This window comes from Actinomadura sp. NPDC048394 (genome assembly GCF_040651755.1).
Lineage (GTDB): Bacteria > Actinomycetota > Actinomycetes > Streptosporangiales > Streptosporangiaceae > Spirillospora > Spirillospora montaniterrae.
In genome coordinates this window covers 1-23,014 of the sequence record NZ_JBEZJL010000026.1, presented here as the reverse complement: position 1 = coordinate 23,014, position 23,014 = coordinate 1, and the positions used below count along the sequence as shown (strand labels likewise).

Here is a 23,014-nt window from a genome sequence, read left to right as displayed (position 1 = left end):
TGCCCCGGGGGCCGGTTCCGAATCAGTTTCCGTGGTCGAGGTGGCGGTTGAACCAGTCGGCGGCCTGCGTGGTGACCTCTTCCAGCGCTCCCGGTTCCTCGAACAGGTGGGTGGCGCCGGAGACGATGTGCAGTTCGGCGGCGTCCAGCTGCTGCCGGGCCTCCTCGTTGAGGCGCAGCACCTCGGGGTCGGCGCCGCCGACGATCAGCAGGACGGGCGCGCGGACGCGGGGCAGCGACGGGCCGGCGAGGTCGGGGCGGCCGCCGCGCGACACGACGGCGCCGACGTCCGGGCGGGCCGCGGCGGCGGCGAGTGCGGCGGCGGCGCCGGTGCTGGCGCCGAACAGCCCGATCCGCAGGCCCGCGGTGTGCGGCGCGGACTCGAGTCCTTCGGCGAGCGCGTCGACGGTGCCGATCAACCGCATCGTCAGCAGCTCGATGTCGAAGCGGAGCGCGGCGGTGACCCGGTCGACCTGGTCCTCCTGCTCGGTGAGCAGGTCGAGCAGCAGCGTGCCGATGCCGGCGGCGTTCAGGCCCTCGGCGACGGCGCGGTTGCGGGGGCTGTGCCGGGAGCTGCCGCTGCCGTGCGCGAACACCACCATGCCCGCGGGGTCGTCCGGGATCGCGAGGTCGCCGTTCAGCTCGGCGTCCGGCAGCTTCAGCGTGATCATGTGTTGGGGGGTTCCGCGCTGATGTCGGCCAGCGCCGAGCGCTCGTCGCGCTGCACGGCGAGGTCGCCGATCGACACCATCCCGATCGGGCGGTCGCCGTCGACGACGGGGAGCCGCCGGACGGCGTGCCGCCGCATCAGCCGGACGGCCTCGTCGGCGTCCTCCTCGGGCGCCACCGTCACCATGTTGGTGCTGCAGATGTCGCCGACCGTGGTGTCCCCGACGTCCTTCTGGACGGCGACGGCGCGGACGACGATGTCGCGGTCGGTGACCAGTCCCCGCAGGCGCCCCTCGTGCACCACGAGCACGTCGCCGATGCCGTGCCGGCGCATCAGGTCGCTCACCGTGACCAGCGTGGTGTCCGGGGACACCGCCACCGGCACCGGCGTCATCACTTCGTTCACTCTCTGGGCCATGGGCGGTCCTCCCCCCTCGGGGGCTCGCCTACCCAGCGCCCGGCCGGATATGTCAGGACACCCGAGGGGGACGTCCGCCGGGGTCAGGACGAGGAGTCGGGGCCCTCCTGCTCGGCCAGGAACCGCTCGAACTGCGCGCCGAGCTCGTCCGCGGTCGGCATGTCCTGCGACTCGGCGAGCAGGCTGTCGCGCTCGGCGGCGCCCGCGAACGCGTCGTACTGCTGCTCCAGCGCCCGGACGACCTTCTCGACCTCGGCGTTGCCGTCGACCTGCTCGGCGATGTCGGCGTCGGTGGCGGCGGCGGCCTCGCGGAGCCGCTCGACCGGCAGCACCAGCCCGGTGGTGGAGACGATCTGCTCCAGGGCGGCGACCGCGGCGGCCGGGTAGGCGGACTGGGCCAGGTAGTGCGGGACGTGCACCGCCAGGCCGAGCGCGTCGCGGCCCGCCTCGCCGAGCCGCAGCTCCAGCAGCCCGGCGGCGCTGCCGGGCACCTGCACCTTGTCGAACCAGGTGTTGCGGGTGATCAGCTCGGGCCGGGTGGCGTGCGCGGTGACGCCGACCGGGCGGGTGTGCGGCACGCCCATCGGGATGCCGTGGAACCCGACGACCAGCCCCACGTCCAGCCGCTTCACCAGGTGCACGACGGACTGGGTGAAGCCCTCCCAGAGCCGGTCGGGCTCGGGCCCGGACAGCATCAGGAACGGGCTTCCGACCTCGTCGCGGAGCAGCCGCACCACCAGCTCGGGCGCGTCGTAGGACGCCCAGTGGTCGCGGTCGAAGGTCATCGTCGGGCGGCGCGCCCGGTAGTCGATCAGCGAGTCGACGTCGAAGCGGGCGATGACGCGGTGCTCCAAGGCCTCCAGCAGGTGCTCGCGCACGAGCTGCCCGGTGGATCCGGCGTCCACGAAGCCGTCGAGGCTGTGCAGCAGCACCGGGCCGGTCATCTCCGGCAGGTCGGTGTCCAGCTCGTACAGATCCTCAGGGTTCAGCAACTTCTCCCCCACCTCTTCATGTCTCGTCTTAACACTAGGACATGAAGAGGTGAATCCCTTTCCCGACTGTGATCGCGACCTCATTCGGGTGCCGTGGATCACAGGAAGACGCGGCTGGTGAGGAAGTCGTCCGGGGCCAGGGTGGTGAGGGCGGCGCGGTCGACCTCGCCGCCGGCGGCCAGGAGGCGGTTGGCGTGCCGGAGGCGCGCGCGCTCGATGGCGTTGCGGACGGAGCGGGCGTTGGCGAAGCGCGGCTGGACGCGCCGCCGGTCGAGGTAGTCGCGGAAGACCGGCTCGGTCTCCGCGGCCAGGACGTACCCTTCGCGTTCCATCATCAGGTGGCCGATCGCCTCCAGCTCGTCCGGCTTGTAGTCGGGGAAGTCGATGTGGTGGGCGATGCGGGAGCTCATGCCGGGGTTGGACGCGAAGAAGGAGTCCATGCGGTCCTTGTAGCCGGCCAAGACGACGACGAGGTCGTCCCTCTGGTTCTCCATGACCTGCAAGAGGATCTCGATGGCCTCCTGCCCGTAGTCGCGCTCGTTCTCGGCCCGGTACAGGTAGTACGCCTCGTCGATGAACAGGACGCCGCCCATGGCGCGCTTAAGGACCTCCTTGGTCTTCGGCGCGGTGTGGCCCACGTACTGGCCGACGAGGTCGTCACGCGTGACGGAGACCAGGTGCCCCTTGCGGATGTAGCCGAGCCGGTGGAGCAGTTCGGCGAGCCGGACGGCGACGGTCGTCTTCCCGGTTCCGGGGCTGCCGGTGAAGCACATGTGCAGGTTGGGCCGTCCGGAGTCGATGCCGAAGCGCGCGCGGACGCGGTCCACCAGGAGCAGCGCGGCGATCTCCCGGATGCGGGTCTTCACCGGGGCGAGGCCGACGAGTTCGGCGTCGAGGGCGTCCAGGACCTCGTCGGCGTGCGAGTCGGCGCGCTCCTTGGCGAGGTCGACGCGCGCGTCCGCGGGCAGCGTGGGCGGGGCCGGCTCCCCGGCGGCGGGAGCCTGGGGTGGGACCGCCGGGGAGCCGTTTTCGGAGGGTCGCATGCCGAACCCGGGACGGTCGCTCAAAGCGGGTCCCCGTAGCGCTCGCCTTCGGGACGGTCCGTCGCGTAGGAGTGCAGCGTGTACCGGATGCGCCGGTCGGAGGTCTCCTCGCGGTCGAGCCGGAAGCCGGGCTCCACGGGCGGGCGCTGCACGATGAACGACAGCGCCGTGGTCTGGCGCCCGTAGTGCGCGTCGTAGGCGTTCAGCCGGACGTAGTGGTTCGGGTACGCCTTGCGGCATTCCTTCACCTCGTACAGGACCCCGGCGGGGTCGGTGAGGTCGAACATGGGCAGTCCCCACATCTCCCAGTAGGAGTTGCGCGGGTGCGGGTCGTCGGTGAACTCGACCGAGCAGGGCCAGCCCTGGTCCAGGGCGTACGCGATCTGCTTGGCGATCTCGTCGTCGGTCAGCTCGGGCAGGTAGGAGAAGGTGCCTTGGGTGATCCGCATGTCACACGCTCACGGGGGTCTCGACGGCGTCGGGGGTGTCGGTCGACTCGTAGGTGAAGGTGATGTCGCCCCAGGTGGACAGGGCGATGTCCAGCTCGCGGCTGTGCTTGGCGGCGGCGCGCAGGATGTCGGGGCCCTCGGCGAGGTAGTCGCGGCCCTCGTTCCGCGCCTTGATCATCGCCTCGAGCGCGACGCGGTTGGCGGTGGCGCCGGCGGCGATGCCCATCGGGTGGCCGATCGTCCCGCCGCCGAACTGCAGGATCGAGTCCTCGCCGAGGTAGTGCAGGAGCTGGTGCATCTGCCCGGCGTGGATGCCGCCGGACGCGACCGGCATGCAGCCCGGCAGCGACGCCCAGTCCTGGTCGAAGTACAGGCCCTTCACCGGGTCGGCGGCCGCGTGGTCGAGGCGGAGGGTGTCGTAGTAGCCGCGGACGCTGTTGGGGTCGCCCTCCAGCTTCCCGACGACCGTCCCGGCGTGGATGTGGTCGACGCCCGCGAGGCGCATCCACTTGGCGATGACGCGGAAGTTCACGCCGTGGTTCTTCTGCCGCGTGTAGGTGGAGTGCCCGGCGCGGTGCAGGTGCAGGATGACGCCGTTGCGCCTCGCCCACTTGGCCATCGACTGGATCGCCGTGTAGCCGATCGTCAGGTCGATCATCACGATGACGCTGCCGAGGTCCTTCGCGAACTCGGCGCGCTCGTACATGTCCTCCATCGTCGCGGCGGTGACGTTGAGGTAGTGGCCCTTGACCTCGCCCGTCGCGGCCTGCGCCCGGTTGACGCCCTCCATGCAGTAGAGGAACCGGTCGCGCCAGCGCATGAACGGCTGCGAGTTGATGTTCTCGTCGTCCTTGGTGAAGTCGAGGCCGCCGCGCAGCGCCTCGTAGACGACGCGCCCGTAGTTGCGGGCCGACAGGCCGAGCTTCGGCTTGACGGTCGCGCCGAGCAGCGGGCGCCCGAACTTGCCGAGGTACTCGCGTTCCATGACGATGCCGTGCGCCGGGCCCTGGAACGTCTTCACGTAGTGGGTCGGGATCCGCATGTCCTCCAGGCGCAGCGCCTTCAGCGCCTTGAACCCGAAGACGTTCCCGATGATGGACGACGTCAGGTTCGCGATCGACCCCTCCTCGAACAGGTCGAGGTCGTAGGCGATGTAGGCGATGAACTGGTTCTCCTGGCCGGGGACCTGCTCCACCTTGTAGCACTTGGCCTGGTAGTTCTCGTAGGACGTGAGCCGGTCGGTCCACACGACCGTCCAGGTGGCGGTGGACGACTCGCCCGCGACGGCCGCGCCGGCCTCCTCCGGCGGGACACCGGGCTGCGGCGTGATCCGGAAGGCGGCGAGGATGTCGCTGTCCTTCGGCTCGTAGTCGGGCTTCCAGTAGCCCATCTCCGCGTAGGGGATCACGCCCGCCGACCATCTGCCCGAACCCATCGCCGATCTCCTTCGCGTGCTGGGCGGGACGCGGCGGCCCGTCCCGCGAAAGGACGGCAATGCCCAGGGGAATGGGGGCGGAGCGCCGCGTCCCGGCCACGTGGAACCGTGACGCGATGAGCTTCGCCTCCCGACACTTGCGCTGTCCATCAAGTGTTCTACGGTGATCCTCAAGTATTCGCTTGAACGAGGAGGCCGGACGTGACGGAGGCGCGGCTGCGGACGTTCGTGGCGCTCGCCGACACCGGGTCCGTGCGGGCGGCGGCGCTCCGGCTGTACGTGACGGAGTCAGCGGTGTCGGCGGCGGTGTCGGCGCTCACCCGCGACCTCGGCGTCCCGCTCGTCCGGCGGGTGGGGCGCGGCGTCCGGCTGACCCCGGCCGGGACCGTCTACGCCGGGTACGCGCGGCAGGTGCTCGGCCTGCTGGAGGAGGGGCGGTCGGCGGCGCGCGGCGCGGCCGACCCGGGACGCGGGCCGCTGCGGCTGGCGGCGGTGACGACGGCCGCCGACCAGATCCTCCCCGAGCTGCTCGCCTCCTTCCGGACGCGCTGGCCCGACGTCGAGCTGAACCTCGAAGTGGGACCGCGGCGGCAGGTGTGGAGCAGCCTCGCCGCCCACGAGGCCGACCTCGTCCTGGCGGGGCGCCCGCCCGCGGACGCCGCCGCGACCGTGCTGGCGACGCGTCCGAACGAGCTGGTCGTGGTCGGCTCGCCGGACGTCGCGGACGGCTTCTCCGCCGCCCGGACGCCGTGGGTGATGCGCGAGCCGGGCTCGGGAACGCGGGCGTCCGCGGACGCCTACCTGGCCGAACGGGAGGTCGCGCCGCCCCGGCTCGTGCTCGGCTCGAACGGCGCGGTGATCGCGGGCGCGGCGGCCGGGCTCGGGGTGGCGCTGGTGTCGCGGGACGCGGTCGGCGCCGAGCTGGCGGCGGGACGGCTCGTGGTGATCGAGATGCCGGGGATGCCGCTCGACCGTCCGTGGCACGCCGTCGCGGGCGCCGCGCCGACCCCGACGACGCTGCTGTTCGTCCGCCACCTGCTGGACGCCCCGGGCTGGACGGCCCCTCAGGCGGCTTCCGAGGCCCCCGCTAGGGCAGGCTCCACAGGGGCACCGACAGGAGGACGAGGCTGACGCCGATGAGCGCGACCGCCACCGACCGTCCGCCGTCACCGCCGCCCGGCACCGTCGCGGGCCGCAGCACGCCGATGAGGGACCAGCAGAGGCAGAGCACGGCGACCACGTCCATCGCCACGGCGAGCCCGATCACGCCACCATCCCCCCTCGTAGGGGCCAACACTAGGGCATACGCAGGCATGGGCCGGGCGCGCGCGAGGATCCTGCGTGCGGTCGCTCACATCGGTGGGCCAGGGTGCGCGCGGCGGGACGGAAGCACGACAGAATCAGGTTCGGTACAGGTTCACCGTCAGTACCGGGGAAAGGCGCAGCCATGACCACCGACCGTCCGTACGACATCGTGCTGTTCGGCGCCACCGGCTTCACCGGCGCCCTCACCGCCGAGTACCTCGCGGGGCACGCCGACCCGGGCACGCGCTGGGCGCTGGCCGGCCGCAACCAGGCGAAGCTCGCCGCCGTCCGCGACCGGGCCGCCGCGATCGACCCCGCCTGCGCGGACCTCCCGCTGCTGCACGCCGACACCACCGATCCGTCCTCCATCGAGGAGATCGCGAGGTCGGCCAAGGTCGTCATCACGACGGTCGGGCCGTACGTCCAGTACGGTGAACCCCTCGTCGCGGCGTGCGCGCGCGCCGGGACCGACTACGTCGACCTCACCGGCGAGCCCACCTTCGTCGACCGGATGTACCTGAAGTACCACGACGAGGCGGTCCGCACCGGCGCCCGGATCGTCCACGCCTGCGGCTTCGACTCGATCCCGCACGACCTCGGCGCCTACTTCACCGTGAAGCAGCTGCCCGAGGGCGTCCCGCTGCACGTCGAGGGGTTCCTGCGCGTGCACGGCGACGCGTCCGGCGGCACGATCGCCTCCGCGGTCGGCATCTTCGCCGACGTGACCGGCATGATGCGCGCCGAGCGCGAGCGGCGCCGCGTCGAGGGGCGGCCGGAGGGCCGGACGGTCCGGATCTCGCGGCGGCCCGCGCCGCGCGCGCGGATCGGCGGCGGCTGGACGCTCCCGCTGCCGACCATCGACCCGCAGATCGTCACCCGGTCCGCCGCCGCCCTCGACCGGTACGGCCCGGACTTCTCCTACGGCCACTACCTGGCGGTCAAGCGGCTGCCCGTCGCCGCCGGGATGGCGGTGGGCTCCGGTGCCCTGCTCGCGCTCGCGCAGCTCCCGCCGACCCGGTCGCTGCTGCTGCGGCTCCGCGCGCCGGGCGACGGGCCGTCGCCGGAGCGCCGCGCCCGCAACTGGTTCAGCGTGAAGTTCGTCGGCGAGGGCGGCGGGAAGCGCGTCGTGACGGAGGTCGCGGGCGGCGACCCCGGTTACGGCGAGACCGCGAAGATGCTCGCGCAGTCCGCGCTGTGCCTGGCCCACGACGACCTTCCGAAGACGTCCGGGCAGGTCACCACGGCCACCGCGATGGGCGACGCGCTGATCGCGCGGCTCACCGCCGCCGGCATCGCCTTCCGGGTGCTCAGCCGCGGGTAGCGGGTCCGGGGCGGCCGCGGCCCGGGACGGGGATGACCGCCTCGACGGTCGTGCCGACGCCCGGGCGGCTGGTCACGGTGACGCGGCCGCCCAGCAGTTCGGCGCGCTCCCGCATGCCGCGCAGGCCGTAGGAGTCGGTGCGCCGGGTCCGCTCCGCGCGCGCGCCCTGCGCGAACACCTCGCGCACCGAGAACCCCGTGCCGTCGTCGGTGACCTTCAGCAGGACCCGGTCGCTCGCGTGCTCCAGCAGCAGGTCCACGCACGTCGCCGACGCGTGCCGCAGGCTGTTGCCGACGGCCTCCTGCGCGATCCGGTACAGCGCGGTCTGCACGTGGTCGGGCAGTTCCTCCTCCAGCTCGCCCTCCACGGTCACGCTGACGTCGAGCACGCCGGACGGCCCCGGGCCGTCGCCCGCCTCCCGGGCGAGCGTCGCCAGCGCCGCCGACAGGCCGAGGTCGTCCAGCACGGGCGGCCGCAGCCCGCCGATCGCCGCCCGCGTCTCCGCCGCCGCCAGCTCGCACAGCTTCCGCGCGATCATGATCTGCGCGAGGCCCTCCGGATGGTGCTCGGGCAGCGCCCGCTCGGCCGCCGACAGGTGGAAGCCCAGGCTGGCCAGCCGCTGCGCGATGCCGTCGTGGATCTCCCGGCTGAGCCGGGACCGCTCGGCCTCCTGCGCCTCGACGGCCCGTTCCGCGAACCGCTCGGCGGCGTGCTCGCGCTCGCGGGCCGTCCGCAGCCGCCGGCACGAGCACAACACCGGCGCGAACAGCTCGGCCAGCGCGGTCACCAGCGCTACGTCGTCGTCCGGGCACGGGCCTGCGGACCGCACGTCGACTACGGCGATCGTGGTGTTCCCGCTGCGGACGGGGATCGCGACGCCTCGTCCGTCCGTGTGCGCGCGGGCACGGCCGTGGGCGGCCACCCAGCCCACATCACCCTCCCCTATCGGGACGGCCGGACCCGACCATTCGAGCGCCCGCTCCTCGTCGTCCAGTACGTAGACGTCGCAGAACGTCAGCGCGCGCGCCGACCGGACGACCAACCCCGCCAGCTCGTCGGCCATCCGCGGCAGCTCCCGGTCGGAGCAGGCCACCGCCACGATCCGGACGAGCAGGTCGTTGCCCCGCCCGGCGAGCAACTCCGCCGGCGACGACGGCGAAGACCCCGGCGGAGACCCCGGTGACGGCGGCGACCCTGGCGATCCCGGTGACGGCGGAGACCCCGGTGACGGCGGCGCGGGCGAGGCCGTCACCGGAACAGCCCCTCGCGCAGCGCGACCGCGATCGCCGCCGACCGGTCGGTCACCTCGAGCTTGCGGTACAGCGCCCGCAGATGGCTCTTCACCGTCTCCTCGCTGAGCACCAGCCGGGCCGCGATCGCCTTGTTGGACAGCCCGCCGACCAGCAGCGACAGCACCTCGCTCTCGCGCTGCGTCAGCCCCCGGTTCGCGCCCGGCCAGAACTCGCCGCGGGTCAGCCGGGCCGCCGTCACCGCCATCCGCCCGGCGAGCGTCGGGTCGACGACGGTCTCGCCCTGCGCGACCTCCTCCAGGCGCCGCACGAGCTCCGGCCCGTCCACCCGTTTCAGCAGGTAGCCGCCCGCCCCGGCGCGCAGCGCCTCGAAGACGTACTGCTCGTCGTCGTACACCGACAGGAACACCACCCGCGCCTCCGGGACGCGGCCGGTGAGCAGCCGGCACAGGTCGAGGCCGCTCTCCGGGCCGAGCCGCACGTCCAGCAGGACGACGTCGGGCCGCAGCGTGGTGACCAGGCGGGTGGCCTCCTCCCCCGTCCCCGCCTGCCCCACGACGCGCACCCGCCCGGCGAATCCGGCCAGCATCGCCTGGAGTCCGGCGAGGATCATCTCGTGGTCGTCCACCAGGACGACGCGTACGGGGGTGCCCATTCCGGCACGATAACAACCGCTGGCTACTCACCAGTAGCCCCCGTGCGGCGGGGCCTCCCGCGCACTTCACCCCCGCTCTCCCCCGACCGGGGGACGCGTCCGCGCCGGGACCGCCGTACTCTCCCTGTCGAAAACCGGATTCCGCAGGACGGAGGAGCAAGGTGCCCCATCGGATCGTGCATATGCTCCGGGCGCGCGGGTCGGGCCGCCGCCCCGTCATGCTCGCCATCGCCGGGGACAGCGCGGCGGGCAAGACCACACTGACCAGGGGGCTTGTGCGGTGTCTGGGGGCCGAGCGGATGACGGCCGTCTGCGTCGACGACTACCACCGCTATGACCGGGCCGAACGCGCCGGCAAGCCGTTCACGGCGCTGCACCCGGACTGCAACCACATCGACATCATGGAGCAGCACCTCCAGCTGCTCTCGATGGGCGAGCCGATCCTGAAACCGGTCTACGACCACGCCACCGGCGAGCTCGTCCGGCCGGAACTGGTCGAGCCCCGCGACTTCGTGATCGTCGAGGGCCTGCTCCCCCTGCACACGCGGCTCGCCCGCGCCTGCTTCGACATCACCGTCTACCTCGACCCGCCGGAGCCGCTCCGCCACTCCTGGAAGGTCCGCCGCGACTGCGAGAAGCGCGGTTACACCCCCGAGCAGGTGATGGCCGAGCTCGCCCGCCGCGAGCCGGAGAGCGCCGCCTACATCCGGCCGCAGCGCAAGTACGCCGACATCGTCGTGCGGTTCGCGCCCGTCGCGGGCCGGCTCGACCCGCCCGGCACGCCCCTCTCGGCGGAGCTGCTGCTGCGCCCCACGATCGACCATCCCGAACTCGCCGACGTCCTGGACGGCGCGTCCGGCGACGCCGACAAGCTCCTGCACCTGCGGCTGCACCGCGACGACGACGGCCGGCCCGTCGACGCCCTGCACGTGCACGGCTACGTCTCGCCCGAGGAGTCGCAGGTCGTGAAGAAGGCGATCTGGGAGCGGCTCGGCGCCCGCGCCGGGGACGGCCTGCCCGACCCCGACGCGCTGGGCCGCCTGGGCGACGCCGGCACCAGCGACCCCCTGGCGATCACCCAGCTGCTCCTGCTCTACCACCTGCTGGACGCCGACCACCGCCAGGCCGCCTGAGCACGCGGGCCGCCGGACTCCGCGGGCGTGCGGGGAGGCCCCGAGGCCTGGACCTGTGCCTCGGGCCGCACGCGCCGCGGCGGCCGGGAGAGCGTCCCCAGCGGGCGCGAGGGGCGCTCTCCCGGTCCTTCTACAGCTCCTGCCAGGGGATCTCCGGGCGGGACGGGGCGACGATCGCGAGCGACTGGCCGCCGCGGACCACCTCGGCCGGGTCGGAGGTGAGCCGGAAGCGGGCGTTCGGGCGATGCGACTCGCCGACGGCGAGCAGCGTGCTGCCGCGCCGCAGCAGGAAGATCGCCACATCCAGGCGGGGCCACTCGCCGGCGCCCTCGGGCACGTCCACGCGGTACAGGGTGCCGTCGGCGTCGAGGGTGCTGGCGAGGTTGTGGTAGATCGCGGCGACGCCGGGGTTGCGGATCGCGACCGCGACCACGGCGGGGTCGTCGATGTCGACCGGCTCGATGTCCGGGCCGATCAGGCCGAGCGCCTCGGTGATCTCGGCGCGACGGCCGCCGTCGTGCACGCCCGCCAGCAGGTGGACGGCCGGCGCCCCGTGGCGCCGCAGGTACGCCGAGACGCCCAGCATCACCCGGACGGTCTCGTCGTCGGTGCGGCCGACCACCACGACCGTCCGCGCCGCCTCCAGGCAGGCCCGCTGGTAGGCGGTGTCGTCGAAGGCGACCACGTCGTACAGGTCGGGGTCGGGGTTCTCGCCGGCCAGCTCGCCCGGCCAGAAGACCGTGACAACGGGGGTGCGGGCGAACTCGGGGTCGGCGCGCAGCTGGGTGATGATGGCGCGCAGCCCGTCCCGTTCGTACCCGACGACCACGATGTGCCGCTTGACGTGCAACTGCGCCTGGCCGTTGGCCCGCATCGTCCTGCCCTTCGCCATCCAGAGCGTCAGCTCGGCGAACAGGACGAGCCCCGCGGTGAGCCCGGCCACGATCACGATCACGCCGCCGATCCGGCCGCCCGTCGAGGACGGGTAGAGGTCGCCGTAACCGGTGGAGGTGCCGCTGACGAAGAAGTACCAGATGTAGTTCCACGGCTGCTTGATCTCGGCGCCGGGCTTCTCGCACACCGCGATCAGCAGCCAGCCGATGCCGAACGCCCCGAGCAGCACCAGGGCCGGCGCGCGCCAGGAGCGTGCCGCGACGCGGTGCGCCAGGCGCAGCAGGATGATCGGCATTCGCGCAGCGTGCCAGCAGGCGAAATACCGCGTCAAGCCCGGAATGCCCGGAACGTGACCACCGTACGTGACGGGATGCGACAGGCTGGCCGGAGGCGGCCACCAGCGGCTCGACCCGCCTCGTGCGGGTCGGCCCGTCACGCGTGCCCGCCTCGCCCGGGTCAGCCCGTAAAGCGGGGATCAGCCGGCCGGGCCGCGCCGCAGCACGCGGGTCAGCGCCGCCGCGACCTCCTCCGAGAGCCCGCGGTCGTCCCGGGGCCCCGCGCTCGACGGCACCAGGTCGGGCGGGCGGGGGTCGTCGCGCACCGCCTCCCGGGTGTGGCCGCAGTCGCGGCACTCGACCTCGCCGAGCCGGCAGACCAGCGCGACGGAACCGCAGTCCGCGCAGCGGTCGAGATCGTCCGCCCAGTCGTGGGCGGTCTGGCAGCCGGGGCAGACCAGCACCTGGTGGTCCGCCCGGACACCGCGCCTCCACGGGCTCGCCCCGCGCACGGGGTCGGTCTGCCGCGCCCCGCAGCGGAAGCAGGGCATCACACCTCCAGGGGTGCGGGGGCCGGAACCGGCCGCGGGACGCCGCCGCGCGGCCGGGACCGGCCCGTTTCGCTCAGAGCCCGGCGAGCGCCTTGCGGTACTCGTCGAGGTCGCGTGCGTCCGGGATGGCGTTCACGACCTTCCAGCGGACCACGCCCTGCGCGTCGATGATGAAGGTGCCGCGGACCGCGAGCCCCTTCTCCTCGTCGAACACGCCGTAGCGCTGCGCCGTCCCGCCGTGCGGCCAGAAGTCCGACAGCAGCGGGAACTGGTACTTCTCCTGCTCGGCCCAGGCGCGCAGCGCGAACACCGAGTCGACCGACACGGCCAGCACCTGCACGTCGTCGCCGCCGAGGGTGGGCAGCTCGTCCCTGATCTGGCACAGCTCGCCCGTGCACACGCCGCTGAACGCCAGCGGATAGAACACCAGGACGACGGTCTTCTCGCCCCGGAAGTCCGACAGCTTCACCGGCGTGCCGTGCTGGTCCTTCAGCTCGAAGTCCGGTGCGCTGTCGCCTACCTCAACCGACAAAGCCTCTCCCGCGGATCGTCCCCGCCCGGGCGGGGGGTGTGGGCGCCCCCACGGGCGTGGGGACGGGCCCAGTCTGCCACCCGCCGCCGGAGCCGGACGGCCCGGCCGTCCGCCGCTGCGGCGGACGTCCCGGGCCGTGCGGCTACTTGCGGACCTTGGGCGCGACCAGCCGCGTTCCGGACCACTCCTTCGCGGCGCTGACGCTGCTCGTCTGCGACAGCCCGGCCGTCTGCGCGGCCTCGCCGATGTCGCTGGGCTCCACGTGCCCGTCCCGGCCCGCCTTCGGCGTCAGCAGCCAGATGTTGCCGCCGCCGGTGAGCGGGATCATCGCGTCGGTCAGGCCCTCGAACAGGTCGCCGTCCTCCTCGCGCCACCACAGCAGCACGATGTCGACCACGTCCTCGTAGTCCTCGTCGACCAGCTCGGTCCCCGTGACGGCCTCGACGGAGCGGCGAAGCTCCTCGTCGACGTCGTCGTCGTAGCCGATCTCCTGCACCACCTGGCCCGGCTTGAGGCCGAGCCGTTCGGCCAGGCTGCGCTCAGACTGCGCCTGACCCGCGGTCGCGCTCACGAAAGTCCTCCCATTGTCGTCAGTCCGCACGGTGTCCCGCGCATTTCTCGTCTCCAGGCCCCGTGTCGGGCGGCCTGCCCGCACCCGTGCGGTGTTTGCGGGACAGTCCACACAAGTGAGGGCCCCTAGCGCAAGTGTCTTCCCGGCTTTTGGTGGGCTCATTGGCCCGAACACGGCGACCGTCGTCACAGGACCTCCACAGAAAGTGACAACGCGCGGTCATGCCGTGCCCCCGCGACGGGGGGATTCCCCCGCTCGTCCCGTTCATCCCCGGAGAAAGGACAGCCGGACCTGCCGATCCGGGTTGTCCACGTTGAGATCGACCAGGGCCACCGACTGCCAGGTCCCGAGCGCGAGCCGGCCGTCCACCACCGGCAGCGTCGCGTACGGCGGGACGAGCGCCGGCATGACGTGCGAGCGGCCGTGCCCCCGCGACCCGTGCCGGTGCCGCCACCGGTCGTCGGCCGGGAGCAGGTCGCCGAGCGCGGCGAGCAGGTCGTCGTCGCTGCCCGCGCCCAGCTCGATGATCGCGATGCCCGCGGTGGCGTGCGGCACGAACACGTGCAGCAGGCCGTCGCCGCCGGCCGCGCCGGCGAACCGCTCGCACTCGGCCGTGATGTCGTGCACGGCCTCCTGCGTCCCGGTGGTCACCCGGACCACGGTGCTCTCCATGATCGCAGGTCTACCCGATCCGCGGCGCCGGACGCATCCCGGCGCGCGCGGATCCGGGCGGGCCCGCCCCGTCCGCTACCGGGCGGGGTGCCCGGCGGTCTCGCGGGACTCGACGACGGCGTCCGGCCCCGGGTAGACCAGCGTCTGGTGGCCGTCCTCGAACTGGACCACGTACGGCGGGCCGCCGCTCTCGCCGCGGATCTCGATGATCTCGCCGACGCGGTCGTGCTGGCCCACGACGGTGCCGTGGACGTGCAGCAGGTCCCCGATTCGCGCGTTCATGGCTCCCCTCCGTTCTCTGTGAAAAACGGCTCCTCGAAAGGTGCGTACCCCGGTTGACCGGGGAGAATGGTTACCGGTTGGTAGAGATGCGTTAGCCGTCACGAACGACGACGATGGATCACGAAACCAGGCGGTGAGACACCTCCGCCGGGGACCGCGGACCGCCGAACGGCGGCCGGGTCCCCACCAGCAAAGACGGCAAGCACAGAGGGGATCCCGTGGCTTCCGGACGTCAACGCTTTTCGATCATCAGCGACGGCCTGCCGAGCCAGCTGCCGGACATCAACCCGGACGAGACCCGGGAGTGGCTGGAATCGCTGGACACGGTCATCAAGACCGAGGGCCGCGGCAGGGCGCGGTACGTGATGCTCCGCCTCCTGGAGAGGGCCCGGGAACTGCAGGTCGGGGTCCCCGGGCTGCGGAGCACCGACTTCATCAACACGATCCCGCCGGAGTCGGAGCCCTGGTTCCCCGGCGACGAGCACGTCGAGCGCCGGATCCGCGCCTACATCCGGTGGAACGCGGCGATCATGGTGTCGCGGGCGAACCGCCCCGAGCTCGGCGTCGGCGGCCACATCGCCACCTACGCCTCGGCCGCGTCCCTGTACGAGGTCGGCTTCAACCACTTCTTCCGCGGCAAGGACCACGGCGAGTCCGGCGACCAGGTGTTCATCCAGGGGCACGCGGCGCCCGGCATCTACGCGCGCGCGTTCCTGGAGGGGCGGCTGCCGGAGGAGAAGCTCGACGGGTTCCGGCAGGAGCAGTCGCACCCCGGCGGCGGCCTGTCGTCCTACCCCCACCCGCGGCTGATGCCGGACTTCTGGGAGTTCCCCACCGTCTCCATGGGCCTCACCGCGATCAACTCGGTGTACCAGGCGCGGTTCAACCGCTACCTGTACAACCGGAAGATCAAGGACACCTCCCGCTCGCACGTGTGGGCGTTCCTCGGCGACGGCGAGATGGGCGAACCGGAGTCGCTCGGCGCGATCGGCCTCGCCGCCCGCGAGGAGCTGGACAACCTCACCTTCGTCGTCAACTGCAACCTCCAGCAGCTCGACGGCCCGGTGCGCGGCAACGGCAAGATCATCCAGGAGCTGGAGTCGTTCTTCCGCGGCGCCGGCTGGAACGTCATCAAGGTCATCTGGGGCCGCGACTGGGACCCGCTGCTCGCCCAGGACGTCGACGGCGTGCTGGTCAACCAGATGAACACCACCCCCGACGGGCAGTTCCAGACCTTCTCGGTGGAGACCGGCGACTACATCCGGGAGAAGTTCTTCGGCGCCGACCCGCGGCTCCGCAAGATCGTCCAGCACCTGTCGGACGACGACCTGCGCAAGCTGTCGCGCGGCGGGCACGACTACCGCAAGGTGTACGCGGCGTTCAAGGCGGCCCGCGAGCACGTCGGCCAGCCGACCGTGATCCTCGCGCACACCATCAAGGGCTGGACGCTCGGATCCGACTTCGAGGCCCGCAACGCCACCCACCAGATGAAGAAGCTCACCAAGGCCGAGCTGAAGGAGTTCCGGGACCGCCTCTACCTGGACATCCCCGACTCGGCCCTCGAAGCGCCGCTGCCGCCCTACTACCACCCGGGCGAGGACTCCGACGAGATCCAGTACATGCGCGAGCGCCGCGCCGCCCTCGGCGGGTTCCTGCCGAAGCGCGTCGTGCGCGCCAAGCCGCTGAAGCTGCCCGGCGACCCGGTCTACAGCGAGCTGAGCAAGGGCTCCGGCAAGCAGAACGTCGCGACGACGATGGCGTTCGTCCGGCTGCTCAAGGACCTGATCAAGGACGAGAACCTCGGCGCCCGGTTCGTCCCGATCGCCCCGGACGAGTACCGGACGTTCGGCATGGACTCGCTGTTCCCCACGTCCAAGATCTACTCGCCGCACGGGCAGACCTACGACGCGGTGGACCGCAAGCTGCTGCTGTCCTACAAGGAGTCCGAAAGCGGCCAGATGCTCCACGAGGGCATCAGCGAGGCCGGGTCAATGGCGTCGGCGATCGCCGCGGGCACCGCGTACGCCACGCACGGCGAGCACATGATCCCCGTCTACATCTTCTACTCGATGTTCGGGTTCCAGCGGACCGGCGACCAGATGTGGGCGCTCGGCGACCAGATGGGCCGCGGGTTCCTGCTCGGCGCCACCGCCGGCCGCACCACCCTCACCGGTGAGGGCCTGCAGCACGCCGACGGGCACTCCCCGCTGCTCGCCGCCGCGAACCCCGCGTGCGTCCACTACGACCCGACCTGGGCGTTCGAGCTGGCGCACATCACCAAGGACGCGCTGCGCCGCATGTACGGCTCGTCCGAGGAGCACCCGCAGGGCGAGAACGTCTTCTACTACCTGACCGTCTACAACGAGCCCTACCAGCAGCCCGCCGAGCCCGAGGGCCTCGACGTCGACGGCCTGCTCAAGGGCCTGTACCGGTTCCGTGAGGCGCCGGAGGTGTCCACGGGCAACGGGCAGCCGCCGCGCGCGCAGATCCTCGCGTCCGGCGTCGGCGGCCGGTGGGCCCTGGAGGCCCAGCGGATGCTCGCCGAGGACTGGGGCGTCGCCGCCGACGTCTGGTCGGCCACCTCGTGGAACGAGCTGGCCCGCGAGGCCCGCGAGTGCGACGAGCAGAACCTCCTCAACCCCGAGGCGGAGCAGCGCGTCCCGTACGTCACCCGCACGCTCGACAACGTCGCCGGGCCGATCGTCGCGGTGTCGGACTTCATGCGCGCCGTCCCCGACCAGATCGCGCCGTGGGTGAACGGCGACTTCACCTCGCTCGGCACCGACGGGTTCGGGTTCTCCGACACCCGCGCCGCCGCCCGCCGGTTCTTCCACGTGGACGCCGCGTCGATCGTCCTCGCGGTCCTCACCCGGCTGGCCCGGCACGGCGAGGTCAAGCCGGAGGCGCTGCCCGAGGCGATCCGCCGCTACCGCCTCGACGCCGAGGTCAGCGACGTCTTCGCCGGCGGCGTCGGCAGCGCCGAGAGCAACACCGGCGGCGACGCGTGAGACGGGTGATCGCGGAGGTGTAGGCCGCGATCACCCGCGAAAGGGCCCCGAGGAGCGTCTCCTCGGGGCCCTTTCTCACGCGCGGGGTCAGGACGCGGGCGGCGTGAACACGGCGAACCGGTTGCCGGACGGGTCCTGCAGGTGCGCGAACCGCAGGCCGTCGGGCGTCGTCACGCTGGGAACGGCGACGCTGCCACCGGCCTTCTCTGCCTGGGCGCACGCCGCGTCCACGTCCTCGACGAGGACGAAGAAGACCGCGTGGTTCTGCGACGCGTCCGGCACCTGCGCGACGCCGCCGCTGGGGTGCTCGGCGCCCTCGTAGCTGACGAGGTCGTAGCCCTCGCTCTGCGGGTCGGACGTGAACTTCCACCCGAACATGTCGCCGTAGAAGCGGCGCGCCTCCTCCGGCGCGTCGGTGCCGATCTGGAACCAGGCGACGGTGTTGTATGCGGGAACGCTCATCGTTCTCCTCCTTCGAACGCTGTGGACATCAGCGTCGAGGAGCCCCGCGACAGCCCCCTGTCGGAGTTTCCGAACAGATCGGGGCCGGCCGACGGGAACTCCGCCCACACGACCGTGCCCGGCCCGTCCGGACGGAATCCCCAAGCGCAGGCCAAGGCGTCCACGATCCGCAGCCCGCGCCCGCTCTCGGCGCCCGTCTCCGCCCTGACCTGCGGACATCCGCCGCCCGCGCCGTCGTCCGCGACCTCCAGCCGCAGGAAGCCGTCCCCGGCCAGCAGGCTGACCGTCACCCATCCCCCATCACCCGAGGCCGTGTGGGTGACGGCGTTGCAGACGAGCTCGCTCACGACCGTCACCAGGTCGTCCAGGCCGGGGTGGTCCGGGGACAGCATGTCCCGCAGGAACCGCTGCGCATGCCCGACAGACCGCCGGACGCCCGGAAGCGTGAGCGCGCCCACCACGACCAGCCCGGGCCCCGTCCCTCTGTTCTCGGGCGCTCCCATCATGCGCCTCCCCTCGATTCGGAAACGCCCGCCACATTCGCCGCCCGCCGGCCTCCCGGTACCGGCTCTGAACGTTTCCCGACTGAACGTTCAACCGGTCACCACCCCGACACACTCAGTGACATTCTCGAAGGATGCCTTCCGGTACCGCCCCCACCGTCCGCCAGCGCCGGATCGGCTCGGCGCTCCGCAAAGCCCGCGACCGCCACAACCTGACCGTCGCCACCGTCGCCCGCCGCTTCGGCCGCTCCCAGGGCTGGATGAGCATGGTCGAGAACGGCCTCCAGGCCATCGCCCCCGACGAGCTCAGCGACCTCCTCGACCTCTACGGCATCGAGGACGGCCCCCTCCGCGAATCCCTCCTCCACCTCGCCACCCACCGCCGCGGGACGTGGGAGCGAGCGTGGGAAGGCCGCATCTCCGCCGCCGCTCTCGACCTGGCCAGCCTGGAAGAGGACGCCGACGTCATCCGCACCTTCCAGCCCAATCTCGTTCCAGGGCTGCTCCAGATTCCCGACTACAACCGAAAACTGATCGCCGTCGGACCTGCAAAACACAACTCCAAAGCGCTGGTCGACTTCCGACTGTCGCGCCAGCAAGTCCTAAGCGCTCCCAATCCACCCCGCTACATACCGATCATCTCGGAAGCGGTCCTCCACAATCGGGTCGGCGGCGACCCAGGAATCCTGCGCAGACAGCTTCAGCGGCTGGGCGAGGCCGCCCGACTCAAGCACATCGACTTGCGGGTGCTCCCCCGCGAAGCCAGCGAGTACCTGTGGCTCATCACCCCGTATCACCTTCTTTCCCTGCGGCCACCCGGACGACTCACCGTCTCTGTAAGCGACCAACTCAACCGGAGCATCTTCGTCGAGGACGAGGACGAGGTCGCGGCACACGAGGAGATCTTTGAACTGCTGCTCTCAGCGACCTTGAGCAGAAGCTCTTCGCTGCTGCTGATCGAGGAGGTAGCGTCGCATTCATGAACACTCCGGAGCCGCCTCAGGCCGTTTGGCGCAAGAGCACTTACAGCGGCGGCGTCGAAAATGAGTGCGTCGAGGTCGCTGACCTCAAGAGCCACGTTGGCGTCCGCGACAGCAAGGACCCCGCCGGTGGGCACCTCACCCTCACACGCCAAGACTTCGCCGACCTCCTCTCCCAACTGCGGTCGTGACCACCACCCCGACCCGCTGGCGCAAGAGCACTTACAGCGGCGCCAACGAAGGCAACTGCATCGAGGTCGCCGACCTCAACGGCCGTATCGGCGTCCGTGACAGCAAGGACCCCGACGCCAGACACCTCACCCTCACCCGACAGGACTTCGCCGACCTCCTCGCCCACCTGCGACCATGACCACCCCAGTCCACTGGCGCAAGAGCACCTACAGCGGCGCCAACGAAGGTGAGTGCGTCGAGGTCGCCGACCTCCATGGCCGCATCGGCATCCGCGACAGCAAGGATCCCGCCGCTAGGCACCTTGCCATCACCCGCCGCGACTTCGCCGCACTTCTCGCGCGCTTGGGACAGCGGACGGAATAGGTTCGCGACGACGAGCCGGGGTGAGGTGAGGCTCGGCAGTAGACCGGGGCAGACGGTCAGCATGCAGGGCGGCGGACATCGGCGTCATGCGATGGCGGCTGCGTGTCTGGGCGTGGTGAGCACGCCCAGGCGCCCTCCCACCGGACGTACCGGTGGTGGTGAACTGATCGTCGGGTTGCCGTGTTGGTGAGTTTCAGCAACACCCTGGGGCTTGCCGAGACCAGACCGCCGGCTGATCCGCACCACGGCTCATCCAAGGGCGGGACCGCACCGCGGCCCGCCCTTCAATCGGTCGGTTGATACCTCCACCAGCAGACGCTCTCGCAGAAGGCGGTAGCCGACCGCCCGGTTCACGGCGAGCATCGGCGCGTTCTGCTGGTTGACCGTCACCGTGACCGACTCGACCGTCGGGAACAGCTCATGCAGACGCAAAGCCTGACGGGCCTTCATCCATCGAGCCAACCCGCCACCCCGATGCTCGGGCAGCACCGCGGTGTCGTGCTGCTCAGCCACCCCCGCCTCCCAAGACGGAACGGTGGTGACCGTCGCACCGACGACATCGTCCGACGGTAAATGAACCACCGCACCGACAAGCAGATGCCGACCGCCCATCCCTGCCTCCCATGCACGGACCGCCGCGGTGTCCCAGGTCCGGGACGCCATTTGCAGATCAGCGCCCGGCGCGTCCAGCACATGGCCCATCACCCGCCCGAACGAGGCCACCCATTGCTCGGGCGCGGCCCCCTGCCAGAACACCAGCCGGTGAGCCGGGTGCGCTGCGATCGCCAGCTCCTGGCAGCGCCGCAGCGTGTCCTGATCGAGCCGCTGCTCATGCAGCTCCAGCCGCAACACCACCCGCCATCCACCGACAAACGGCTCGCCAGGCGGTCCCGCCAGCACGGTCGCCTGAATCCGCTCCACACTCGCATCCGCCGCGACCCGGGCAAGCAGCCTGGACCCGACCCCCCTTCGCCGCGCCGACGGTGTCACGAACAGGCGAAGGAACCCAGCCGCGGGATCATGCTGCTGCGTCCGCAACTCCGCCACGCCACAGATCGAACCGGCCCTCCGCGCCAGCCACCGTCGCACACGACCTTCGTCCCCGACACGCAACTGTTCAGCCAGTACTCCGGGATCAACCACCCCGCCGGACAGCTCCGCCTGGCCCTCTGCGAACACAAGGCACCAGGCATCCAGATCTTGTTTCATGGAGGTCTTCGCCTCGAACGCCTCAATCACCAGCAAGTCCGCGACCTCCTTGGGCCCGTGAGGCCGCCACTTCGCCACCGCCTGCCCCCGGAGGGCTCAGAAAGAGGCGCTCACCTATCCACCGCCACCTCACCGTCGCTGGTTCTCATCAACATCATCGTCCCCGCCGGCTCCCGACCGTCGCTCAAACCGACGCACAAACGTTGCTGCTTCTGACGGCCGCAGCCATGGGGTGGATGGTCAGGCGGCCCAGCCGGTGGGCGGCGGGGGTTCCCAGGGGGAATCGCCTTCCTCTGGTGAGTGCCACGTCCGCGTCGAGTCGCTCGGCCAGGGTGGGTCACCAGTTCGAGGCGGTGTTGTGGTGGGTGGCAGGAGCCGGTAGACCCAGCGCCCGTCCGGATCCTTGCCGATGGCGATCTGGTGGGGCTTGGCGTGCTTGAAGCGGTTGTGCCAGCCACAGGTGAGGGCGAGCTGGTCGATGTCGGTCGGCGAATTCCCGAGGGCCCAGCCGTGGACGTGGTCGACCTCGCACAGCGTCCCGGGGATCTCGCACTCCCGTACCGCGCACGACGGATACAGCGCCTCCAGTACCTGACGCTGCGCCGCGCTGGCGAACCGCTGTCGATGTCCCAGATACAGCGGGGTGTTGCCGCGTCCCAGCAGCAGGGGCGACACCCCTGCCGCAAGCGCGATGCGGCGGGCCTGCGCCGCCGGGATCGGTGTCCCGTCGGTCAACCGTGCCGGTGCGTCGCCGCCGGTCAACGTGTCCAGGTCGCAGAGGACGGTGACCTTGGTGGCCTGGTGCCCGTCCGACAGCGCACTGGACAGCGCCGCCGCCGTCCGCTCCGCCACGTCCCGGCGATCGTCCGGCCCTGCCGGTTTGACCAGGGGGCCGAGGGTGCCGTCCCAGATCGCGGTGTCCTCGGCGTTCAGCCATCCCCTGATGTAGCGGCCACCGTCCAGCGATCGCGTCGAAGTGATCCAGGACCGCTCGTATCCCCGCTTGACGTCGTCGGGTGCTCGCCCGGTGCCGTCGCGGTCGGCGATGACCTCCCGGATCCGCCGCCCGAACGCCGCCACCTTGCCGGGAGAGAACCCGTCGCCGGCCATCCGCAGCAGGGTGGCCTCTGCGGTGGCGCAGTCGGTGTCGTCCAGGCGGGCGACCGAGTCGGCGACGGTGGCGGCGTAGCCGTAGGACAGGTCCCCGGCCGCCAGCCGCTCAACCACCTGCGGGAGACGGTGCCGTTGGCGGGCGAGGGTGAGGCGTTCCTTGGCACGGCTCTCGCGCATCCCGAGGCGTGAGCGCAGCCATGCCCGCGCGGACGGATAACCCCATCGGCAATGCTCACCGGCGGCGTCGACCCGACCGATGAATCCGGCCAACGCGCTTTCCTGCATATCGGCGGCGGCCCCGAGTTTCTCTGCCAGTTCCAAGCAGGCGGCCGCCGAGTCGGGGGTCTCGCGAGTGGCGAGTTCAGCGGCGATCACGGAGAGCGCGTCCACCAATTCAACGGTGGACGCGGCCTCAAGCTCGACCGTCACTGATTGCATAGGTAAAGAATACCCTGCGCGCACGACGATTTGCGCCGCCCGAGTTAGATTCTGCAAGGTATTTCGCGCTCCAATGGCACCGAGTATCTGAGTGCGCAGCCGAACACGCACTCGCAACCCTCTTTCGACGCCCCGGCGCCCTCGCCGACTCGACGACTCGGTCATTCAGTGGACCGCCGATGGTTCGCTACGGAAGGGGGTGGTGGGGTGGCGCGACCCGGGGGCGGGGGGGGGGGGGGCGGGCCCCCCCCCCCCCCCCCCCCCCCCCGCGGGGCGCAAAAAAAAGGGGGGGCGATCGGG

27 protein-coding genes are annotated in these 23,014 nt (G+C 71.6%); 8 read left to right on the top strand and 19 right to left on the bottom strand.

The features are described from left to right. Positions 1 to 22 precede the first annotated feature (22 nt). The 6 genes from AB0C78_RS20370 to AB0C78_RS20345 form a co-directional block, all read right to left on the bottom strand. On the bottom strand, positions 23 to 670 hold the full coding sequence (locus AB0C78_RS20370) for a dienelactone hydrolase family protein (protein WP_360750097.1): 648 nt from the start codon (positions 668 to 670) through the stop codon (positions 23 to 25). Continuing rightward, entirely contained in the window at positions 667 to 1,086 is a 420-nt protein-coding gene (locus AB0C78_RS20365; protein ID WP_151542490.1) for a CBS domain-containing protein, read from the bottom strand. Before AB0C78_RS20365 ends, AB0C78_RS20370 begins: the two co-directional genes overlap by 4 nt. Before the next feature lie 83 nt (positions 1,087 to 1,169). Beyond that, positions 1,170 to 2,078 carry a PAC2 family protein gene (locus AB0C78_RS20360; protein WP_225991911.1) on the bottom strand — a complete coding sequence of 303 codons (909 nt, stop codon included), beginning with the start codon at positions 2,076 to 2,078 and terminating at the stop codon, positions 1,170 to 1,172. Between the two features lie 98 nt (positions 2,079 to 2,176). Further along, positions 2,177 to 3,121, bottom strand: a complete 945-nt coding sequence (gene cbbX, locus AB0C78_RS20355) for a CbbX protein (protein WP_360750094.1) — start codon at positions 3,119 to 3,121, stop codon at positions 2,177 to 2,179. Positions 3,122 to 3,141: 20 nt separating this feature from the next. Next, positions 3,142 to 3,570 carry a ribulose bisphosphate carboxylase small subunit gene (locus tag AB0C78_RS20350; protein WP_151542493.1) on the bottom strand — a complete coding sequence of 143 codons (429 nt, stop codon included), beginning with the start codon at positions 3,568 to 3,570 and terminating at the stop codon, positions 3,142 to 3,144. A gap of 1 nt (position 3,571) precedes the next feature. Then, positions 3,572 to 5,005 (bottom strand): form I ribulose bisphosphate carboxylase large subunit, encoded by a 1,434-nt coding sequence (locus AB0C78_RS20345; RefSeq protein WP_360750091.1) that lies wholly within the window; start codon positions 5,003 to 5,005, stop codon positions 3,572 to 3,574. A 201-nt stretch (positions 5,006 to 5,206) separates the two neighbouring features. Between AB0C78_RS20345 and AB0C78_RS20340 the strand changes: the two genes are divergently transcribed. Then, positions 5,207 to 6,136 carry a LysR substrate-binding domain-containing protein gene (locus AB0C78_RS20340; protein WP_360750088.1) on the top strand — a complete coding sequence of 310 codons (930 nt, stop codon included), beginning with the start codon at positions 5,207 to 5,209 and terminating at the stop codon, positions 6,134 to 6,136. On the opposite strand, the gene AB0C78_RS20335 is transcribed toward AB0C78_RS20340, so the two are convergent. Next, on the bottom strand, positions 6,093 to 6,272 hold the full coding sequence (locus tag AB0C78_RS20335) for a hypothetical protein (protein WP_360750085.1): 180 nt from the start codon (positions 6,270 to 6,272) through the stop codon (positions 6,093 to 6,095). The genes AB0C78_RS20340 and AB0C78_RS20335 overlap by 44 nt on opposite strands. 180 nt (positions 6,273 to 6,452) lie before the next feature. Between AB0C78_RS20335 and AB0C78_RS20330 the strand changes: the two genes are divergently transcribed. Beyond that, positions 6,453 to 7,631: a saccharopine dehydrogenase NADP-binding domain-containing protein gene (locus AB0C78_RS20330; RefSeq protein WP_360750082.1), complete on the top strand. Its 1,179-nt coding sequence runs from the start codon at positions 6,453 to 6,455 to the stop codon at positions 7,629 to 7,631. On the opposite strand, the gene AB0C78_RS20325 is transcribed toward AB0C78_RS20330, so the two are convergent. Next, entirely contained in the window at positions 7,618 to 8,769 is a 1,152-nt protein-coding gene (locus tag AB0C78_RS20325) for a GAF domain-containing sensor histidine kinase (protein WP_360750079.1), read from the bottom strand. The genes AB0C78_RS20330 and AB0C78_RS20325 overlap by 14 nt on opposite strands. Before the next feature lie 110 nt (positions 8,770 to 8,879). Then, positions 8,880 to 9,536, bottom strand: a complete 657-nt coding sequence (locus tag AB0C78_RS20320) for a response regulator transcription factor (RefSeq protein WP_360750076.1) — start codon at positions 9,534 to 9,536, stop codon at positions 8,880 to 8,882. 182 nt (positions 9,537 to 9,718) lie between these two features. Between AB0C78_RS20320 and AB0C78_RS20315 the strand changes: the two genes are divergently transcribed. Beyond that, entirely contained in the window at positions 9,719 to 10,669 is a 951-nt protein-coding gene (locus AB0C78_RS20315) for a phosphoribulokinase (protein ID WP_360750272.1), read from the top strand. Between the two features lie 130 nt (positions 10,670 to 10,799). Here the strand turns inward: AB0C78_RS20315 and AB0C78_RS20310 are convergent, their stop codons facing one another. The 6 genes from AB0C78_RS20310 to AB0C78_RS20285 form a co-directional block, all read right to left on the bottom strand. After that, positions 10,800 to 11,858: an ion channel gene (locus AB0C78_RS20310; protein WP_360750073.1), complete on the bottom strand. Its 1,059-nt coding sequence runs from the start codon at positions 11,856 to 11,858 to the stop codon at positions 10,800 to 10,802. A 180-nt stretch (positions 11,859 to 12,038) separates the two neighbouring features. Continuing rightward, positions 12,039 to 12,389, bottom strand: coding sequence for a hypothetical protein (locus tag AB0C78_RS20305; protein ID WP_360750070.1), 351 nt, complete (start codon positions 12,387 to 12,389; stop codon positions 12,039 to 12,041). Positions 12,390 to 12,462: 73 nt separating this feature from the next. Continuing rightward, positions 12,463 to 12,921 (bottom strand): peroxiredoxin, encoded by a 459-nt coding sequence (locus AB0C78_RS20300; RefSeq protein WP_151542501.1) that lies wholly within the window; start codon positions 12,919 to 12,921, stop codon positions 12,463 to 12,465. 142 nt (positions 12,922 to 13,063) lie between these two features. Next, on the bottom strand, positions 13,064 to 13,492 hold the full coding sequence (locus AB0C78_RS20295) for a DUF3052 domain-containing protein (RefSeq protein WP_151542502.1): 429 nt from the start codon (positions 13,490 to 13,492) through the stop codon (positions 13,064 to 13,066). A 264-nt stretch (positions 13,493 to 13,756) separates the two neighbouring features. Next, complete coding sequence (locus AB0C78_RS20290) at positions 13,757 to 14,164, bottom strand: secondary thiamine-phosphate synthase enzyme YjbQ (RefSeq protein WP_360750066.1); 408 nt, start codon at positions 14,162 to 14,164, stop codon at positions 13,757 to 13,759. 75 nt (positions 14,165 to 14,239) lie between these two features. Further along, a complete protein-coding gene (locus AB0C78_RS20285; protein ID WP_360750063.1) occupies positions 14,240 to 14,446 on the bottom strand; it encodes a DUF1918 domain-containing protein in 207 nt (68 codons plus the stop codon). Between the two features lie 218 nt (positions 14,447 to 14,664). On the opposite strand from AB0C78_RS20285, the gene aceE reads away from it, so the two are divergent. Beyond that, positions 14,665 to 17,454: a pyruvate dehydrogenase (acetyl-transferring), homodimeric type gene (gene aceE / locus AB0C78_RS20280; protein WP_360750060.1), complete on the top strand. Its 2,790-nt coding sequence runs from the start codon at positions 14,665 to 14,667 to the stop codon at positions 17,452 to 17,454. A gap of 87 nt (positions 17,455 to 17,541) precedes the next feature. Here aceE and AB0C78_RS20275 read toward each other — a convergent pair whose 3' ends face one another. Together AB0C78_RS20275 and AB0C78_RS20270 are read right to left on the bottom strand one after the other, a co-directional pair. Continuing rightward, entirely contained in the window at positions 17,542 to 17,916 is a 375-nt protein-coding gene (locus tag AB0C78_RS20275; RefSeq protein ID WP_360750057.1) for a VOC family protein, read from the bottom strand. Then, positions 17,913 to 18,422 (bottom strand): ATP-binding protein, encoded by a 510-nt coding sequence (locus tag AB0C78_RS20270; RefSeq protein WP_360750055.1) that lies wholly within the window; start codon positions 18,420 to 18,422, stop codon positions 17,913 to 17,915. Before AB0C78_RS20270 ends, AB0C78_RS20275 begins: the two co-directional genes overlap by 4 nt. A 131-nt stretch (positions 18,423 to 18,553) precedes the next feature. Between AB0C78_RS20270 and AB0C78_RS20265 the strand changes: the two genes are divergently transcribed. Genes AB0C78_RS20265 through AB0C78_RS20250 form a run of 4 tightly spaced genes read left to right on the top strand, consistent with a single transcriptional unit; the run spans position 18,554 to position 19,954 of the window. Next, the gene (locus AB0C78_RS20265; RefSeq protein ID WP_360750052.1) at positions 18,554 to 19,402 is read left to right on the top strand and encodes a helix-turn-helix transcriptional regulator; all 849 of its coding nucleotides are present in this window, start codon (positions 18,554 to 18,556) and stop codon (positions 19,400 to 19,402) included. Continuing rightward, entirely contained in the window at positions 19,399 to 19,590 is a 192-nt protein-coding gene (locus AB0C78_RS20260; RefSeq protein WP_360750049.1) for a DUF397 domain-containing protein, read from the top strand. The genes AB0C78_RS20265 and AB0C78_RS20260 overlap by 4 nt, the downstream gene beginning before the upstream one ends. Then, complete coding sequence (locus tag AB0C78_RS20255; protein WP_360750046.1) at positions 19,587 to 19,769, top strand: DUF397 domain-containing protein; 183 nt, start codon at positions 19,587 to 19,589, stop codon at positions 19,767 to 19,769. Before AB0C78_RS20260 ends, AB0C78_RS20255 begins: the two co-directional genes overlap by 4 nt. After that, complete coding sequence (locus AB0C78_RS20250; RefSeq protein WP_360750043.1) at positions 19,766 to 19,954, top strand: DUF397 domain-containing protein; 189 nt, start codon at positions 19,766 to 19,768, stop codon at positions 19,952 to 19,954. Before AB0C78_RS20255 ends, AB0C78_RS20250 begins: the two co-directional genes overlap by 4 nt. Positions 19,955 to 20,203: 249 nt before the next feature. Here AB0C78_RS20250 and AB0C78_RS20245 read toward each other — a convergent pair whose 3' ends face one another. Both AB0C78_RS20245 and AB0C78_RS20240 read right to left on the bottom strand, forming a co-directional pair. Then, entirely contained in the window at positions 20,204 to 21,193 is a 990-nt protein-coding gene (locus AB0C78_RS20245; protein WP_360750270.1) for a GNAT family N-acetyltransferase, read from the bottom strand. 210 nt (positions 21,194 to 21,403) lie between these two features. Further along, positions 21,404 to 22,714 (bottom strand): DUF222 domain-containing protein, encoded by a 1,311-nt coding sequence (locus AB0C78_RS20240; RefSeq protein WP_360750040.1) that lies wholly within the window; start codon positions 22,712 to 22,714, stop codon positions 21,404 to 21,406. Positions 22,715 to 23,014: the final 300 nt, after the last annotated feature.